The 15,343-nt window shown below is 72.8% G+C and carries 12 protein-coding genes; 4 read left to right on the top strand and 8 right to left on the bottom strand.

All coding sequences use genetic code 11. The features are described from left to right. Positions 1 to 20: 20 nt before the first annotated feature. The 5 genes from M2163_RS21770 to M2163_RS21790 form a co-directional block, all read right to left on the bottom strand. Positions 21 to 1,148: an SIS domain-containing protein gene (locus tag M2163_RS21770; RefSeq protein WP_280894781.1), complete on the bottom strand. Its 1,128-nt coding sequence runs from the start codon at positions 1,146 to 1,148 to the stop codon at positions 21 to 23. A 183-nt stretch (positions 1,149 to 1,331) separates the two neighbouring features. Further along, positions 1,332 to 1,502: a Trm112 family protein gene (locus tag M2163_RS21775; RefSeq protein ID WP_007382472.1), complete on the bottom strand. Its 171-nt coding sequence runs from the start codon at positions 1,500 to 1,502 to the stop codon at positions 1,332 to 1,334. A gap of 254 nt (positions 1,503 to 1,756) precedes the next feature. Then, on the bottom strand, positions 1,757 to 3,124 hold the full coding sequence (locus tag M2163_RS21780; protein WP_280851135.1) for a phosphomannomutase/phosphoglucomutase: 1,368 nt from the start codon (positions 3,122 to 3,124) through the stop codon (positions 1,757 to 1,759). Between the two features lie 113 nt (positions 3,125 to 3,237). After that, positions 3,238 to 4,854 (bottom strand): L-lactate permease, encoded by a 1,617-nt coding sequence (locus M2163_RS21785; RefSeq protein WP_280851134.1) that lies wholly within the window; start codon positions 4,852 to 4,854, stop codon positions 3,238 to 3,240. Positions 4,855 to 4,990: 136 nt separating this feature from the next. Continuing rightward, the gene (locus M2163_RS21790; RefSeq protein ID WP_020120748.1) at positions 4,991 to 5,362 is read right to left on the bottom strand and encodes a DUF3499 domain-containing protein; all 372 of its coding nucleotides are present in this window, start codon (positions 5,360 to 5,362) and stop codon (positions 4,991 to 4,993) included. Positions 5,363 to 5,718: 356 nt separating this feature from the next. On the opposite strand from M2163_RS21790, the gene M2163_RS21795 reads away from it, so the two are divergent. After that, positions 5,719 to 6,162: a metallopeptidase family protein gene (locus tag M2163_RS21795; protein ID WP_280851132.1), complete on the top strand. Its 444-nt coding sequence runs from the start codon at positions 5,719 to 5,721 to the stop codon at positions 6,160 to 6,162. Between the two features lie 22 nt (positions 6,163 to 6,184). Here M2163_RS21795 and M2163_RS21800 read toward each other — a convergent pair whose 3' ends face one another. The 3 genes from M2163_RS21800 to M2163_RS21810 all read right to left on the bottom strand — a co-directional run bounded on the left by M2163_RS21800 (position 6,185) and on the right by M2163_RS21810 (position 11,780). After that, positions 6,185 to 7,669, bottom strand: a complete 1,485-nt coding sequence (locus M2163_RS21800; protein WP_280894782.1) for a DUF5719 family protein — start codon at positions 7,667 to 7,669, stop codon at positions 6,185 to 6,187. Continuing rightward, positions 7,666 to 11,334, bottom strand: a complete 3,669-nt coding sequence (locus M2163_RS21805; RefSeq protein ID WP_280894783.1) for a glycosyltransferase family 2 protein — start codon at positions 11,332 to 11,334, stop codon at positions 7,666 to 7,668. The genes M2163_RS21800 and M2163_RS21805 overlap by 4 nt, the downstream gene beginning before the upstream one ends. 182 nt (positions 11,335 to 11,516) lie before the next feature. Beyond that, a complete protein-coding gene (locus M2163_RS21810) occupies positions 11,517 to 11,780 on the bottom strand; it encodes a WhiB family transcriptional regulator (protein WP_020137941.1) in 264 nt (87 codons plus the stop codon). 701 nt (positions 11,781 to 12,481) lie between these two features. On the opposite strand from M2163_RS21810, the gene M2163_RS21815 reads away from it, so the two are divergent. Genes M2163_RS21815 through M2163_RS21825 form a run of 3 tightly spaced genes read left to right on the top strand, consistent with a single transcriptional unit; the run spans position 12,482 to position 15,292 of the window. Then, positions 12,482 to 12,991 (top strand): cysteine dioxygenase family protein, encoded by a 510-nt coding sequence (locus M2163_RS21815; RefSeq protein ID WP_280851129.1) that lies wholly within the window; start codon positions 12,482 to 12,484, stop codon positions 12,989 to 12,991. Between the two features lie 34 nt (positions 12,992 to 13,025). Then, positions 13,026 to 13,985, top strand: coding sequence for a 2-phospho-L-lactate transferase (gene cofD / locus M2163_RS21820; protein ID WP_280851128.1), 960 nt, complete (start codon positions 13,026 to 13,028; stop codon positions 13,983 to 13,985). Positions 13,986 to 13,990: 5 nt separating this feature from the next. Then, complete coding sequence (locus M2163_RS21825; RefSeq protein WP_280897292.1) at positions 13,991 to 15,292, top strand: coenzyme F420-0:L-glutamate ligase; 1,302 nt, start codon at positions 13,991 to 13,993, stop codon at positions 15,290 to 15,292. Positions 15,293 to 15,343 lie beyond the last annotated feature (51 nt).

Genomic DNA, 15,343 nt, shown 5'->3' on the forward strand with positions numbered 1-15,343 from the left:
TCAGGGGCGCCCGGGCAAGATCAGGCTCCCGAGGCGAGCGCCAGGTAAACGGCGGCGAAATCCGTGATGGCGATCAGTTCCGCGAGGGTCTCGATCTCGCCGCCGGACTCGGGTTCCAGCTCGCTGATCGGCGTGTCGTGGCTCAGGGCCAGGTCACGGGCGGCCGGGGCGGCGCTGAGACCGCCGATCGGACGGTCGCGGAGGAGCACTACGCGCGCGTGCAGTGCGGGAGGCTCCTCGACGCGGTCGCGGAAGAAGTCGTCGGGGTCGGCGCCGGCGGCCAGTGGTCCGGACAGCAGCGTGCTGTGCGCGGCGAGGGCCTCGGGCAGTTCGGAGACCACGGACGGGCGGCCGGAGAGCTCGGCGAGGGCCGCGGCGAAACGACGGCCCGCGGGGCCCGCGGAGGTGCCCTCGGTCCAGATCACCGGGAGCGCGTCGGCGAGTTCGGCGGCGAGGGTCTTGGCCGGGTTGCTGTAGGTCGCGATGGCGGGGCCGCAGCGCTCGGCGATGTGGTCGAGGCGGCCCGCGATCTTCTCCAGGGTGTCCGGCGGGGCGGTCAGCAGGCCGGTGCGGTCGAGGATGGCGAGGAGCGGGGTGAGCAGCGCCCACAGGACGCCGGGGGCGGAGGCGGTGAGGGGGGCCTCCTGCTCGTAGGGGGCGGTCGCCATGGGCACGAACAGGCCGTGGGCGCCCTCGACCGCCTCGAAGAGCGGGGTGCGGGCGGGGGCCACGGCGACGACCGTGCAGCCGCGGCGGTAGGCCTGGTCGGCGAGCAGGGAGAGGCCCGGTTCGGTGCCGTCGGGGGTGGTGATCAGGAGCAGGTCGACCGAGCCCGCCCAGCCGGGGAGCTCCCAGCGCAGGGCACCGGCTGCGGGGGCGACACCGGTGGGGGCGAGGCGGGTGACCGGGCTGCCGGCACCGGCGAGGGTGCCGAGCAGGTCGGCCACGTGGGTGGCGGCGGCTCCGGGGCCTGCGATGAGGACCGCGCGAGGGCGGCCGTCGGGCTTGAGGTCGTTGACCCCGGCCTCGGCGGCGTGCCGGGCCGCTGTGCGGACGCGGGCGCCGGCCTCCGCGGCGCCGCGGAGCAACCCTCGGCGGTCGGCCTCCGAGAGCGCCTCGGGGGTGTCTAGCAGCGATTCGTCGAGCATGGGGCGGCAGCCTCCGATCGCCGGGTCTCCGGGACGCCGGATGCTTCGGCGGATCTCCGGGACACCGGATTGTCGCTTCACCGGGTCGTCGGTCGCGCGGGTCCGGGACACCGGGGTCGCTGGGGGTCGCTGTGTCGTTGTCGCCTGGGGCGGTTCGGACGCCGTCCGCCCGCGGCGGGGCGCCTACGCGGGGCGGCGGGCCTCGTCGACGAGGAGGACGGGGATGCCGTCGCGGACGGGGTACGCCAGACCGCAGTCCTGGCCGGTGCAGATCAGCTCGGTGTCCTGCTCCTTGAGGGGGGCGTGACAGGCCGGGCAGGCGAGGATCTCCAGGAGGCCGGCTTCGAGCGGCATGGGGGTTCCCTTCGGGGCGGTACGGCTGCTTGTGCGGATGTGCCTGGTCAGGGTACCGCCGGGGAGAGTTGGGCGCCGGGGTTGGGGCGAGGTGGGGTGGGGGTGCTGCCGCTCCGGGTGGGAGTACTGCGCGGATGCCGCCCCCGCTGCTCTGCCCAGTCCAGGCCCCTCGCGGCACTGCCCCCTCCCTCAGGGGCTGCGGTACTGCCCGCCCTCAGGGGCTGCCGCCCCTGCGGCCTCGTTCCCTCGCGGGGTCAGGCCCTGATGACCGCCAGTACCTCGTCCCGCACCTTCGCCATCGTCGCCTCGTCCCTCGCCTCCGCGTTCAGGCGCAGGAGGGGCTCGGTGTTGGAGGGGCGGACGTTGAACCACCAGTCGGGGGTGGTGATCGTGAGGCCGTCGAGTTCGTCGAGCCGTACGCCCTCCTGGCCCTCGTAGGCCGCCCTGATCGCTGCCAGGCGGCCTGCCTGGTCGGCGACCGTGGAGTTGATCTCGCCGGAGCCGACGTAGCGGTCGTACTGGGCCACCAGGGACGACAGCGGGCCGTCCTGGCCGCCCAGCGCGGCCAGGACGTGCAGGGCCGCCAGCATGCCCGTGTCGGCGTTCCAGAAGTCCTTGAAGTAGTAGTGCGCGGAGTGCTCGCCGCCGAAGATCGCGCCGGTCCTCGCCATCTCGGCCTTGATGAAGGAGTGGCCCACGCGCGTGCGTACCGGTGTGCCGCCGTTCTCCTCGACGACCTCCGGGACCGACCAGGAGGTGATCAGGTTGTGGATGACCGTCCCCTTGCCGCCGTGCCTGGCGAGCTCCCGGGAGGCCACGAGGGCGGTGACGGCGGACGGGGAGACCGGGTCGCCGTGCTCGTCGACGACGAAGCAGCGGTCGGCGTCGCCGTCGAAGGCGATGCCGAGGTCGGCCCCCTCCTCGCGGACGCGCTTCTGGAGGTCGACGATGTTGGCCGGGTCGAGGGGGTTGGCCTCGTGGTTGGGGAAGGTGCCGTCCAGCTCGAAGTACATCGGGACGGTGTCCAGGGGCAGTCCGGCGAAGACGGTCGGGACGGTGTGGCCGCCCATGCCGTTGCCCGCGTCGACGACGACCTTCAGGGGGCGGATGGAGGTCAGGTCGACGAGGGAGAGCAGGTGGGCCGCGTAGTCCTCCAGGGTGTCCCGCTGCGTGACCGTCCCCGTCGAGGCCGCCGCAGCCGGGCCGCCCGTCTCGCTCCACCGCTCGACCAGTTCGCGGATCTCGGCGAGGCCGGTGTCCTGGCCGACCGGGGCGGCGCCCGCGCGGCACATCTTTATGCCGTTGTACTGCGCGGGGTTGTGGGAGGCCGTGAACATCGCGCCCGGCAGGTCCAGCGCGCCGGAGGCGTAGTACAGCTGGTCGGTCGAGCACAGGCCGATCTCGGTGACGTCGGCGCCGAGGGCGGCCGCGCCGCGCGCGAAGGCCCGCGACAGGGCGGGGGACGTGGGCCGCATGTCGTGACCCGTCACGATGGCGCTCGCCCCGGTCACCTGGACGAAGGCGGCGCCGAAGAGCTCGGCCAGAGTCTCGTCCCACTGGTCGGGAACGACTCCGCGCACGTCGTACGCCTTCACGAGCTGTGACAGATCAGCCACGGCCAACCCTTCTGAAAGTCCTGTCGGTCACCACAAACTACCCGGGCGCACTGACAGTGCGTAGTGCGGGAGCCGAGTGACGCCCAGCCGTTATCTCAGGTCAGAGGGCGTCCAGGGGGTCAGGGAAGCATCCAGCCCAGCACGGGTGAGCTCTGTCCGACCACGATCAGGCACATCACCAGCAGCAGTCCGAGGCTCCAGGGCAGCACCTTGCGCAGCAGGTCACCCTCGCGGCCCGCGAGCCCGACGGCCGCGCACGCGATGGTGAGGTTCTGCGGCGAGATCATCTTGCCGAGCACCCCGCCCGAGCTGTTGGCGGCGGCCAGGAGCTCGGGTGAGAGCCCGGACTCGCGGGCCGCGGTCACCTGCAGTGCCCCGAACAGCGCGTTGGCCGAGGTGTCCGAGCCGGAGACGGCCACCCCGAACCAGCCCAGGACCGGCGACAGGAAGGCGAGGCCCGCTCCCGCCGCCGCCACGAAGTGGCCGATGGTGGCGGCCTGTCCGGAGAGGTTCATGACGTAGGCGAGCGCCAGCACGGACGTCACGGTCAGGATCGCGAACCGCAACTCATGCACGGTCGCGGCCCATTCACGGACCGCCACGCGCGCGTGCACGCCGAGCACGAGGGCCGTGAGGATGCCGGCGATCAGCACGAGGGTGCCGCCGGTGGAGACGACGGGCCAGGTGAAGACGTTGCCGCCGACCGGATCGCCGTCGGGGTCCACGACGTTCAGGAAGGGCCAGTCGTACGTCCGGGTCGCCTTCGCCAGCCAGTCCTTGACGGCCGGGATCTGGGCGACGGAGAAGATCACGACGATCAGGGCGTACGGCGAGTAGGCGCGCAGGACTTCGCCGCGCGGGTCGGTCTCGTCGAGGTCCTCGCTGCGCGCGCCGGTCAGCACGGACGCGCGTACGGACTCGTCGGCCGCCACGCGTGCGCGTGGCACGGCGACCAGGGCGCCCGCCCCGGCCAGGGCGGCGCCGATGTCGGCCAGTTGGGCGGAGAGGTAGTTGGAGGCCGCGAACTGGGCGACGGCGAAGGCGACTCCGCAGACCAGCGCGGGCACCCAGGTCTCGCGCAGGCCCCGTTTGCCGTCGACCAGGAAGACCAGCACCAGCGGCACCACGAGGGCCAGCAGGGGCGTCTGACGTCCCACCACGGACGCCACGTCGTCCAGTGGCAGCCCGGTGACCTGAGCGAGTGTCACCACCGGTGTGCCCATGGCGCCGAAGGCGACCGGCGCGGTGTTGGCGACCAGCGCCACGACGGCCGCGCGCACCGGGTCGAAGCCGAGGGCGACGAGCATGACCGAGCAGATGGCGACCGGTGCGCCGAACCCGGCGAGCGCCTCCAGGAGCGCGCCGAAGCAGAAGGCGACGACGAGGGCCTGGATGCGCGGATCGTCGGAGAGCCGTCCGAAGGAGCGGCGCAGGATGTCGAAGTGCCGGGTGCGGACCGTCATCCGGTACACCCACAGGGCGTTGACGACGATCCACAGGATGGGGAAGAGGCCGAAGGCGGCCCCCTGGGCGGCGCTGGAGAGGGTCTGGCCCAGTGGCATGCCGTAGGCGAGCCAGGCGACCAGAGCGGCCGCCAGGAGGCCGGTGAGGCCCGCCAGATGCGCCTTCATGCGGACGCCGCCGAGCAGGACGAGGACGATCACCAGGGGCAGGGCCGCGACGAGGGCGGACAGCCCGAGCGAGTCGGCGACGGGTTCGAGTTCCTGGACGTACACGGGCGCCTCCCCGATTCCGTCATGCGGAAAGCGATTTCTCACTTCGGCTTACGGAATGGTCGTGTCCGCGCCAAGCACCCGTCAATGGGTGTGCGTCAGTCGGTGGAACACGTACACAAGTGACAGGCGAGACGGCTCAGTTGTCCGGCGAGCGCAGCACCCGGAGGTGTCCGCGGCGCGCGACCTCCATCGGGTCGGCCCGCCGGGCCCCGCCGGCCTCGGCGGCACGCTCCTGCGGACGGGCCGCCTCGCGCACGGCGTTGGCAAGCGCTTCCAGGTCGTCCCCGCTGGGCCGGGCGGGGGCCGAGCCGTCCAGGAGCCGGACGACCTCCCAGCCGCGCGGGGCGGTGAGGCGCTCGGAATGCTCGGCGCACAGGTCGTAGCAGTGGGGTTCGGCGTAGGTGGCGAGCGGGCCGAGGACCGCGGTCGAGTCGGCGTAGACGTACGTCAGCGTCGCGACGGCGGGACGGCCGCAAGCGGTGCGCGAACAGCGACGTACAGGGCTCACGACGTTGGACGGTACCGCACTCTTGAGCGGGCCGCGACGACTCTCCCCCAGGTCACTCCCCCGTGTCGTGCTGTGAAACGCCCCACACGCCACTCCGATCCCACCGCCGTGACCTGCGCGGACATCCGATTTCGAGGGGTAGAACAGACCTGAATCCGGTCATCACTCGGTACAAATCATGTCAATTGCCCTACGACCGACGGTCTCGGAGAGATACGGATTCGAGCCCAACCTTGGCTGGAATGGTCAACCGCCGACACGCCGTACGAGGCGGCCGTACGTCGTTTCGGACCGGGCCCGGGGTACCGCGTGGGGGCCGGGCGCGGGAGTGCGGCGAGGATTACCCTTCACCAGTGATGGACAACCCCGTACCGCCCCGCGCCACCGGCCCCGGGCCCCGCCGCCGTGATCGCCACGGACGAGGCATGCGCGGCCCGATCGCCCCACCGCAGGTGCCGCTCGCCGCGAGCCGGGCCGAGGCGTTCGCGGACCTGGTGCAGGACTCCGTGGAGCGCCTGGAGCGGCGCTGGCCGCAGCTCGCCGACATCGATTTCCTGGTCCTCGAGGTCCCCCGGCTGGACGGGCGGTCCTGGAACGACGAGGCGGTGCCGCTCGGCGGGACGATTCCCGCGCGGGAGGGACGTCCCGCGCGCGTGGTCGTCTACCGGCGTCCGGTGGAGATCCGCACCAAGGGGCGCGACGAGCGGGCGGCGCTGGTGCACGAGATCGTCGTGGAACAGGTGGCGGAGCTGCTGGGGCTCACTCCCGAGACGGTCGATCCGCGGTACGGCGAGGACTGAACCGCCCGCGGACCGTCCCGGGCTACTTCTGCAGCACCGACAGGTCCTGGTCCGCCTCCGGCACGGCCACCATGCCCCGGTCGTCGGGGAGGGTCTGGATGGTGAAGCCAGGGACGCCGTCCTCCGTCGCCGCCAGGGTGCGGGCGCCGTAGACGGGGCCGCCCGAGACGTGCTCCACCGTGAGGGCGTACGTGCCCTTGAGGCCGGTCGGGACCGGGGCCTCCACGTTCTGCGTGGTGCCCGCCTTGAGGGTGAACGTCTTCGAAAGGGCCTCGCCGCCCTCGCTGCCCGCCGAGGCCGTGACCTTGACGGTGGCCCCGCGCGTGGGGGCGGTCAGGGAGAGCGTGGTGCCCTTCGCGCTGTTGTCGGCGACGGTCGCGCGCGTGCCGAGGGGGCGCGTGGCGGGGATGAAGGCCGTCTCCTGGTCGTCGCCCTTGCCGCGGACGACCCGCAGGGCGGCGACCACCGGTACGGAGGTGTCGGTGGGGGTCAGGACCAGCGAACCGGCCTCCCCGCGCGTGACGTCACCGAGGTCGGCCGAGGCCGTCATGCCCGCCTTCACGTGCAGCGTCTCGCTGCCCGCGGGGGTGATCAGGCCGGACGGGGACGCGAGCTGCACCTTCAGGTCGGCATCGGAGTCGCCGGGCGTGAAGGCGACCAGGCGCACGGCGGTGGCGTCCTTGGGGATGCCGGGCAGCACCAGGCTGCCGGACGGATCCGTGGAGGCGGCCAGCCAGTCACCGCCGAGCTTGTCGTCCAGCGCCTGCACGGCCGCGCCCACGCGCCCGCTGCGGACGTTGACATGGACGGTGAGGTTCTCCTGCTTCTCCTCGGTGAGGGTGGACAGCAGGATCGGGTCGCTGGAGTGCGGCCCGACGGTGATGCCCTCCCCCAGCGTGGAGTCCAGGGCGCCGTCCTTGCCGTAGAGCTCGATGTCGACGACGGCGGCGGAGTCGTCGGGGTTGGTCAGATGGACGTAGTCGGTGCGGTCGGCGGCCGTGCTCACGCCCGGGAACCAGAACTCCGTGTCGGGCGCGGAGCAGTTGACGCCCTGGAGCCCGCGGCCGGAGCCCGCGGCGACCTCGGTGGTCTCCTGGACGGTCCAGCCGGGCGCGAACTGTCCCTCGGCGGTGCCGACCAGGGCCGGGGCGTCGCCGCCGGAGGTGTCACCGGTGGCGGGCTTCCCGGGCTGCTCGGGTTCCAGGACCGGCTTCGCGGCCTTCTTGCCCTTGCCCTTGCTCTTGCCGTCGGACTCCTCGGTGGCCGCCTGGAGTTCGGCCTTGCCGCCGCTGCCCGCGTCCTTGGTGACGGGCGTGAAGGACGTGTACGAGGTCTCCGCTATGTCTGAGGTGCTGGGCGAGGGGCACAGCAGGCTGGTGCGCTCCACGGGCAGCTCGGCGGCCGTCCTGGCGGTGCCGGCGGCCTCCGGTGAGCTGAGGGTGGCGAACCCGGTGACGGCGGCTAGCGCGGCGGTGCCGGCGATGAGGGACACGGTGGTGCGGTTCACTGCTGACTCCCGTCGGGGCGCTCGCTGCCGGGGGCACCCGGGTGCTGCTGCGCCGGGTCGTACGCGGGGTCGTAGCCCTGGTCGTACTGCTGTTGCTCGTACTGGCCGCCGTACGTCTGGTCGTACGGCGCCTGCTGGTGCTGCCCGCCGTAGGCGTACGGGTCGTACTGGCCGCCCTGGTACGGGTCCGCCTGGTACGGCTGCTGGTCGTAGCCGCCCGCCGCGTACTGCTGGGTGTTCTGGTACTGGTCGCCGGCGTAGGTGCCGTACTCGGCGCTCGCGTGGCTCGGGGCGTCCCAGTCGCCGTAGGACTGCTGCTGCGGGACGGCGGCGGGGGCCTCCTGCGGAGGAGCGGGGAAGCCCTCGGGCGCGGCGCCCTCCTCGGCCTCGGCCTCGGCCTGGGCACGCAGCCGGCGGGCACGGCGGCCCTCGCCCGCCACCGGCTGGGCGGGGACGGCCGGCTCCTCGGGGAGGTCGTCGTCGACGTCGCGGCGGCGGCCGGGCAGGGCCATCACGACGAGGACGACGGCGAGGAAGCCCTGGATCCACAGCCACAGGGTGTGGGTGAAGGGATCGTCGAAGGTGACGTCCAGCTTGCCGCCCGAGGTGGGCAGTTCGAAGCCCTGGGCCCAGCCGTCGACCGTGGTGGGCGTCAGCGGCTTGCCGTCCAGGGTGGCCGTCCAGCCCTCGTCGGCGGTGTCGGCGAGGCGCAGGATCCGGCCGTCGGCGCCGGACGGGATCGTGGTGCTGATGTCGACGGGTCCGGCGGCGACGGGTGTCGCGGTGCCGGAGCCGGACTTCGCGACGATCGTCGCGCGCGCGACCTCCTGGTCCACCCGCCACAGCCCGCTGCCGTCCTGCTGGCTGAGCCGGGTCAGGCCGGGAGTGGCGTCGAGCACGCGCGTGACCTCGCGGGGCGCGCCCTTGTGGACGAGGACGTAGCGCACGGCGAAACCGCCGAGCTGGTTCGCCTGGTCGGCGCCGGAGCCGGCGACGAGGTTGGCGACGACCTTGTCCAGCTTGTCGTTCTCCCCGTCGGCCGCGGCGAGTTCGGCGTCGCCGAGGCGGGCACCGGAGCCGCGGACCAGCATGTAGCCGACGTGGGCGGCGGAGTCGCTGTCGAGGACGAGGGTGCGGGCCTGGTCGCGGGTGCCGCTCTCCTCGGCGACGAACGCGGGCACCTGTACGGGGTCGCGGCGCTCCAGCGGTCCGTCGGCGCCGCCGATCATCCAGCCCGCGGCGACGAGCAGCGGGCCGGCGGCGGAGGCGAAGGCGATCAGGGCGGCGACCGGCTGGCGCCAGCCGAAGCTCTGCTCGGCCACACGCGCGCGTGCCCCGTCGGCGCCGAGGACGGCCGCTGCCAGCAGGGCCAGGCCGTAGACGAGGGTGGCGGGGCCCGCCCAGGTCGAGTCGTTGGATAGGACCGCGAAGACGAGGCCCACCAGGGCCACCGCCCAGGCCGTCCAGATGCCGAACTGCCGCTCGGTGCGCAGCAGGGCGGCCAGCGCGGCCAGCACCACTCCGATGAGCATCAGCCCGTCGACGGTGCCGGGTCCGCCGGGGCTCGCGCCGAGCAGGTCGAGGGCGGAGGCGGTCGAGGAGCCGTACTCCAGGCCCGCCTGCTCGAAGAAGCCGAACGGGAGGAGCGTGAGCGACCAGGGCGCGAGGACCAGCAGGGGGGTGCCGAACTGGGCCAGGAAGCGCAGGCCGTAGGCGGTGATGTCGGTGCGGCGCACCACCAGCAGGCCGATGCCGAGCAGCAGCGTGATCGGCCAGATGATCGGTGTGAACGCGGTGGTGATCGTGAGCAGGAGGGCGAACGCCCAGGTGGCGCGCCAACTGCCACGCGCGCCCGTGCTGTTCGCCAGCCCGGCGGCCGCGACGCCCGCGCGCGCGATGAGCGGCAGCAGGACGGCGAGGACGGCGGTGCCGACGCGGCCGCCGGCGAGGGCGCCGGTGGCGGCGGGCAGGAAGGCGTAGACGACGGCCGCCCAGGCGCGCAGGAGGCGGGACTCGACGAGCGGGCGGGAGGCGAAGTACGCCGTGAGTCCGGCCAGCGGCACCGAGCAGACCATCAGGACCGTCAGGGCGAGCCCGGTCGAGCCGAACAGCACCGAGGACAGCGCGGCGATGATCGCCAGGTACGGCGGCGCGGAGGGGGTACCGCCGGCGCCCACGGCGTGCCACGCGTCCGCGTAGCGCGCCCACAGCTCGCTCGCGTCGGCCGGGGCGGGCAGCAGGGCGCCGCCCGCGAGCGCGCCGCCGCCCAGGAGGTTGCGGCAGGCGACCAGGGCGACCAGCAGCAGCACCAGGAAGAGCACCGGCCCCGGCTTGCGGGCGATGCGCTTGAGGCGGGCGAACTGCTCGATCTCCAGGAACTCCGCGTCGTCACCGCCGGGCCCGGACTCGATGCCGCCGCCGTGGCGCCCCGCCGTGGAGGCCTCGGTGTCGGAGCCGCCGAAGAGATTGCCCGCGACCTGCTCCACGGTGGCCCGCACGGTCGCGCCGGGCGGCGGGAACAACTGTCTGAGCTCGTCCTTGTCGACGACCGGCTTGCCGCGCCTGCTCCGCCCGGCGATGATCCGCTCGGGCCGCAGCAGGGTGCCGAGGAGACCGCGGATCTCGTCGAGGGCCTGTCCGGGGACCTTGCCGACGAGGTAGGCGACGGTCCGCAGCAGGGTGCCGACGACCAGGCGCACCAGCACCCAGGGCAGCGCGGCCGTGCGGGTGTTGACGAGCAGGGTGTAGGCGGCGCCGGCCTTGTCGACCTTGTGCGGGGACGCGGTGGTGCGGCCCGCGCAGTCGACGGTGCGGCGCTCGCGGGAGGCCGCCTCGGCATGGCGTACGACGGCCTCGGGAGCGATGAGGACGCGGTGGCCGGCGGCCTGGGCGCGCCAGCACAGGTCGACGTCGTCCCGCATGAGGGGCAGGCGCCGGTCGAAGCCGCCGAGCTGCTCGAACAGGTCGCGGCGGATCAGCATGCCGGCGGTGGACACCGACAGCACGGACCGGACGTGGTCGTGCTGGCCCTGGTCCTGTTCGCGGCGGTCCAGGCCCGTCCAGCGGCGTCCGGAGTTGGCGATGGAGACGCCGACCTCCAGGAGCTGCCGCTTGTCGTACCAGCCGCGGAGTTTGGGGCCCACGACGGCGACGTCGTCGCGGCCGAGCTCCAGTTCGTTGTCCACGACGCGCAGCAGCTGGGCCAGGGCGTCGGGTTCGGGGGCGCAGTCGTCGTGCAGCAGCCACAGCCACTGGACCGGTTCGCCGTGCGGCAGCTCCGGCAGGTCGTAGGCGTCGTCGCGCCACGTGCGCGTGACCGGGTCCCAGCCGCTCGGTCGCTTGAGGTACGGCAGCTCGTCCGGCGTGAGGACCGGGGCGGTGCGGTTCGCCTCCTCGACGGCCTGGCCGAAACCGGTGCGCCGGGCGAGGTGCAGGACCCGGTCGGCGCCGAGGGCGTCGGTGACCAGTTGCGCGGAGTCGTCGGCGCTGCCGGTGTCGGCGGCCACGGCGAACTGCACGGGGCGCTCCTGGCCGAGCAGCCCGGCGAGCGCGTCGGGCAGCCAGCGGGCGCCGTCGTGGGAGACGAGCACCGCGGTCACCACATGACGCGGGAACTCAGGAGTGGCAGCGTGGTCTTGGGCTGCCGTGTGGCTGTGCACGGACATCGAGGTACGGGCCCCGGTTCGGTGGACTGCGGTGGACGCCTGTGCCCTGAGGGGGCGACGAGGCGTCTCGGACGAGCGCCCACACTATCGGCTGGGCACGACGGCGGCCCGCCGCCTGTGGACAACCAGGTGCGACGGGCCGTTCGGTTGCGTGCGAGAAGTGCGGTGGAGCCTGCCTCGGGTCAGACGGCGGCCTTCTTCAGCCTGCGGCGTTCGCGTTCCGACAGGCCGCCCCAGATGCCGAAGCGCTCGTCGTTGGCGAGGGCGTACTCGAGGCACTCGGAGCGGACCTCGCAGGAGAGGCAGACCTTCTTGGCCTCGCGGGTGGAGCCGCCCTTCTCCGGGAAGAAGGACTCGGGGTCGGTCTGGGCGCACAGCGCGCGCTCCTGCCAGCCGAGTTCCTCGTCCGCGTCGTCGACCAGCAGTTGCTGCACCGTCTCGGTCATGTGCGCCCCTCGTCTGTCTTTCGCGTCCCCGTGTGACGGCCGTTACCGATTTCGGCTGAACGACACGAGTGAAATTACAAGTGTGCTGCTCCGGGCGAGTCAAGCCGAGATCTGCTATTGGGCCCCTTATTCACTCTGCGGAACCAAGGCCTTGCTGAAAGTGTTCAAATCGGCATAAACCTTGACAAGCAGATGAGACCCGAGAGGGCTGCCGAACCACGCCAGGCCTTTCGGGCCTGTACGGGGAAGGACGCCCATCAGTTCGAACTCGTTCCGTACGCGCACCGGGAAGTCGCGAGGGACTCACGGCCCGTGCGCCCGGTTGTGCGCCATGTGTCCCGGTCCGCACCTGAACAAACCTTTCACCATGGAGATGGACCGGATGAGGTGAAACATGTCCCACTTCCAGGGTGTCGAGTTGACAGTGAAGGTGTGAGCCGCTGTCCTTGTGGGCATGCTCGCGAACTTGGCACTCACCTCGACCCGCACGGCCGGGTCCCACGGTGCTGCCCGCGCTCGCTGTAGCTGTTGTTGCTGTTCCAGCTGTTGAGCCCAACGCGCTCCGGCTGCTCCTGAGTCCACCGTGACTCGGCTGCTAGTGCCCCGCCCGCACCCGGGCATTCCTGTCTTCCCGTGATCCGGGCGGACGGTACGCGACACCCAGTCAGCCCCCACTCTTCGCCGAGGACCCACCGCATCCCATGAACAGCGACAACGACCTCCAGATCGCCGGCGACCTCCTCGAGGTCCCGCACCTCCTCCAGGCACCCCGCGAGCACCCGGCCACCGTCGCCGAGTTCGTCGGGCTGGCCCGCTCCATCGCGGCCGACCGCTCGCAGTGGGCCCACCTGGTCCAGTACGACGCGACGAGCCGCTGGTACCACCGGCTGCGCACCGGCCCCGGCTACGAGGTGTGGCTGCTGTCCTGGGTGCCAGGACAGGGCAGCGGCCTGCACGACCACGGCCCGTCCTCCGGTGTCCTCACCGTTCTGGAGGGTGCGCTGACCGAGCGGACCGAGCGGGGCACGCGCGCGCTGGCGGCGGGGGCGCAGCGGGTGTTCGCGCCGGGGTACGTGCACGAGGTCGTCAACGACGCGCTGGAACCGGCGGTGAGCCTGCACGTCTACTACCCGGGCCTGACCGAGATGCCCATGCACACGGCCTGCACCGCCCGCGAGACCTACGACGAGGCCGACGTCGTCACCGCGTGACGTGATGTCGTACCCGCCTGCAAGACTGGCTTCCATGCGAATCGTGGTTCTGGCAGGCGGCATCGGCGGTGCCCGTTTCCTGCGTGGTCTGAAGCAGGCCGCGCCGGACGCGGACATCACGGTCATCGGCAACACCGGGGACGACATCCACCTCTTCGGGCTGAAGGTCTGCCCCGACCTGGACACGGTGATGTACACGCTCGGCGGCGGCATCAACGAGGAACAGGGATGGGGCCGGGCCGACGAGACCTTCCACCTCAAGGAGGAGCTCGCGGCGTACGGCGTCGGGCCCGAGTGGTTCGGGCTCGGGGACCGGGACTTCGCCACACACATCGTGCGGACGCAGATGATCGGTGCCGGGTATCCGCTGAGCGCGGTGACCGAGGCACTGTGCGACCGGTGGAAGCCGGGCGTGCGGCTGATCCCGATGACCGACGACCGGGTCGAGACCCATGTCGCGGTCGAGATCGACGGCGAGCGCAAGGCCGTGCACTTCCAGGAGTACTGGGTGCGGCTGCGGGCGTCCGTGCCGGCCCACGCGGTGGTGCCGGTGGGAGCGGAGCAGGCCAAGCCGGCGCCGGGGGTCCTGGAGGCGATCGCGGAGGCGGACGTCGTGCTGTTCCCGCCGTCCAACCCCGTCGTGTCCGTCGGCACCATCCTGGCCGTGCCCGGGATCCGCGAGGCGATCGCCGAGGCCGGGGTGCCGGTCGTGGGGCTGTCCCCCATCGTCGGGGACGCGCCCGTGCGCGGCATGGCCGACAAGGTGCTCGCGGCGGTCGGCGTCGAGTCCACGGCCGCGGCGGTCGCCGAGCACTACGGCTCGGGGCTGCTGGACGGCTGGCTCGTCGACACCGTGGACGAGGGCGCGGTCGGGCGGGTCGAGTCGGCCGGCATCCGCTGCCGGGCCGTACCGCTGATGATGACCGACCTCGACGCGACCGCGCGGATGGCGCGGGAGGCGCTGGAGCTGGCGGAGGAGGTGCGCGGAGCTTGAGCGGGATGCTTGCCGACGGCTACCGGGTCTGGGCCGTTCCCGGTCTTCCCGAGGTGCAGCGGGGGGACGACCTCGCCAAGATGATCGCCGCCGCCGAGCCCGGCCTGGCGGACGGGGACGTCCTGCTCGTCACCTCGAAGATCGTGTCCAAGGCGGAGGGGCGGGCCGTCGAGGCCGGCGACCGGGAGGCCGCGATCGACGCCGAGACCGTACGGGTCGTGGCGCGGCGCGGCCCGCTCCGGATCGTCGAGAACCGGCAGGGGCTGGTGATGGCCGCCGCCGGGGTGGACGCCTCCAACACCCCTTCGGGGACCGTGCTGCTGCTGCCCGAGGACCCGGACGCGTCCGCGCGGGCGATCCGGGACGGGCTGCGGGACGCCCTCGGGGTCGACGTCGGCGTCGTCGTCACCGACACCTTCGGGCGGCCCTGGCGCACCGGGCTCACCGATGTCGCGATCGGCGCCGCCGGGGTGCGGGTGCTGGACGATCTGCGGGGCGGGACGGACGCGTACGGCAATCCGCTGAGCGCGACCGTAGTGGCGACGGCCGACGAGCTGGCCGCCGCCGGTGATCTCGTCAAGGGCAAGGCAGCCGGACTGCCCGTCGCCGTGGTGCGCGGGCTGGCGCACGTGGTGGACGGGGAGCACGGGGAGGGGGCGCGGGCCATGGTGCGTCACGCGCGCGACGACATGTTCCGGCTGGGGACCTCCGAGGCGGTGCGGGAGGCGGTGGCCCAGCGGCGTACCGTACGGGCCTTCACCGACGAGCCCGTCGACCCCGGGGCCGTGCGGCGGGCGGTGGCGCTCGCGGTGACCGCGCCCGCGCCGCACCACACCACGCCGTGGCGGTTCGTGCTGCTGGAGTCCGCCGAGTCCCGGACCCGTCTCCTCGACGCCATGCGGGACGCCTGGATCGCCGATCTGCGGCGGGACGGGAAGTCGGAGGAGTCCATCGCGAAGCGGGTGCGCAGAGGGGACGTCCTGCGGAACGCTCCCTATCTCGTCGTGCCGTGTCTCGTGATGAACGGGTCGCACACGTACGGCGACGTGCGGCGGGACGCGGCCGAGCGGGAGATGTTCGTGGTCGCCGCGGGAGCCGGGGTGCAGAACTTCCTCGTCGCGCTGGCCGGGGAGCGGCTGGGGTCGGCGTGGGTGTCGTCCACGATGTTCTGCCGGGACGTGGTGCGGGAGGTGCTGGGGCTGCCGGAGGACTGGGATCCGATGGGGGCCGTGGCGGTGGGGCATCCCGCGGAGGAGTCCCGGCCCCGGCCCGAGCGGGAGGCCGGGAGCTTCATCGAGGTGCGGTGAGATGCGGTGAGGTGCGTCTAGTCTCGTAGGGCCTCCCCACCGGTTTCTCTC

The organism is Streptomyces sp. SAI-135 (genome assembly GCF_029893805.1).
In the GTDB taxonomy this organism is placed as follows: domain Bacteria; phylum Actinomycetota; class Actinomycetes; order Streptomycetales; family Streptomycetaceae; genus Streptomyces.

Excerpts from the sequence above, each read along its gene's own strand:
- M2163_RS21770 (WP_280894781.1), bottom strand. The coding sequence starts at position 1,148 with ATGCTCGACGAATCGCTGCTAGACACCCCCGAGGCGCTCTCGGAGGCC.
- M2163_RS21775 (WP_007382472.1), bottom strand. The coding sequence starts at position 1,502 with ATGCCGCTCGAAGCCGGCCTCCTGGAGATCCTCGCCTGCCCGGCCTGT.
- M2163_RS21795 (WP_280851132.1), top strand. The coding sequence starts at position 5,719 with ATGGACAACCCCGTACCGCCCCGCGCCACCGGCCCCGGGCCCCGCCGC.
- M2163_RS21805 (WP_280894783.1), bottom strand. The coding sequence starts at position 11,334 with ATGTCCGTGCACAGCCACACGGCAGCCCAAGACCACGCTGCCACTCCT.
- M2163_RS21810 (WP_020137941.1), bottom strand. The coding sequence starts at position 11,780 with ATGACCGAGACGGTGCAGCAACTGCTGGTCGACGACGCGGACGAGGAA.
- M2163_RS21815 (WP_280851129.1), top strand. The coding sequence starts at position 12,482 with ATGAACAGCGACAACGACCTCCAGATCGCCGGCGACCTCCTCGAGGTC.
- cofD (WP_280851128.1), top strand. The coding sequence starts at position 13,026 with ATGCGAATCGTGGTTCTGGCAGGCGGCATCGGCGGTGCCCGTTTCCTG.
- M2163_RS21825 (WP_280897292.1), top strand. The coding sequence starts at position 13,991 with ATGCTTGCCGACGGCTACCGGGTCTGGGCCGTTCCCGGTCTTCCCGAG.